Genomic DNA, 1,287 nt, shown 5'->3' on the forward strand with positions numbered 1-1,287 from the left:
GCTCCTTGTATGTTGGCCAAACACCCAGCGAGAGCATCTAAGCTCATCGGTGTTGTCCTAAAGATGTGTTTCTGGGGGATGCCGACGGCTCCTGAAGGCAGGACTTGCTCCTGACCTTGTTTGTAGAGAGGCTCCCCCGCCTCATTGCCCACTACGAAGAGTATCGAGAAGCCGACAAGTCGGACTTCGCATTACAAGGTTGCAGCGGCATGAAGTTCGAGGTCAGGGGAACCAGGAGCCATCTTCACCCAGTTTCGTTGGAGTGGAAAGCATGAGCGTTCACGTCGGGTTGGATGTTGGTTCTCGTACCACTGCAATGGGATGGCGCGTTAAAGGCCGTGCAGCTGGCTCATGGGAGATTGCTCAAACGCCCAAGGGGCGCAAGGCTGCGGTGAAAAAGCTGATAGCGCTCAAGCCGCTTTCTGTCGTCATGGAGGCCACCGGGATTTATTACCTGGATCTGGCCCTGGAGTTGAGCGCTGCGGGCTTGCCGGTTTCGGTGATCAACCCGAAAAGCTCCCGCAATTTTGCGAAACTGGTGCTGCAACACAGTAAAACGGACGCCATCGACGCCCAGTTGCTCGCGGAGTACGGCGAACGCATGACGCCTCGCCTGTGGACCCCGCCGAGCCCCGCTCAGCTTGAGCTGCGTGCCATTGGCCGGCATATCAACCGCCTGACCTGCCACTGCACTCGCGCCAAGAATGAGCTGCATGCCCTGCAAGCGACCGAAACCACTTCTGCGATGCTGATTGAAGATGAGGAGGAAGCGATTGCGATGTTTGGCAGGCGCATCGAACGGTTCAGGCAAGCCGGGCGAGACATCATCGCTAAGTGCCCCGTATTGCAGGCGCAGTTTGATCATATGGTGGCTGCCCCCGGAATGGGTGACGTCTCGACATTTGCAGTGCTGGCTGAACTCACGACTCTGCCGGTGACCCTCAAGTCCCCACAGGTCAGTCGTTATGCGGGGCTGGACGTGCGGCTAATGCAGTCTGGAACAAGCATCAACAAACCCGGCCGCCTGAGCAAGGGCGGCAACGCCTACCTGCGCTCGGCGATGTTCATGCCTGCCATGTCAGCGATCCGCTGCGATGAGAATGTGAAGGCTTTTTACGATGCATTAGTCGGGCGTGGTAAACGAAAAATGCAAGCCATCTGCGCGGTGATGCGCAAGTACCTGACAGGTTTATGGGCCTGCATGCGTGCAGGAGAGGATTTCGACACGGTCAAGCTTTTCAGCAACAAGAACCTGCTGAAAGCTTGACCGTGAACAGAGTATCTACA

1 protein-coding gene is annotated in these 1,287 nt (G+C 57.0%); it reads left to right on the forward strand.

Annotated elements, in window-relative coordinates:
* The first annotated feature begins 271 nt into the window (after positions 1-271).
* Positions 272-1,267 carry an IS110 family transposase gene (locus tag PMI35_RS12880; RefSeq protein ID WP_008061227.1) on the forward strand — a complete coding sequence of 332 codons (996 nt, stop codon included), beginning with the start codon at positions 272-274 and terminating at the stop codon, positions 1,265-1,267.
* The last annotated feature ends 20 nt before the right edge of the window (positions 1,268-1,287 follow it).

This window comes from Pseudomonas sp. GM78 (assembly GCF_000282475.1).
GTDB lineage: Bacteria > Pseudomonadota > Gammaproteobacteria > Pseudomonadales > Pseudomonadaceae > Aquipseudomonas.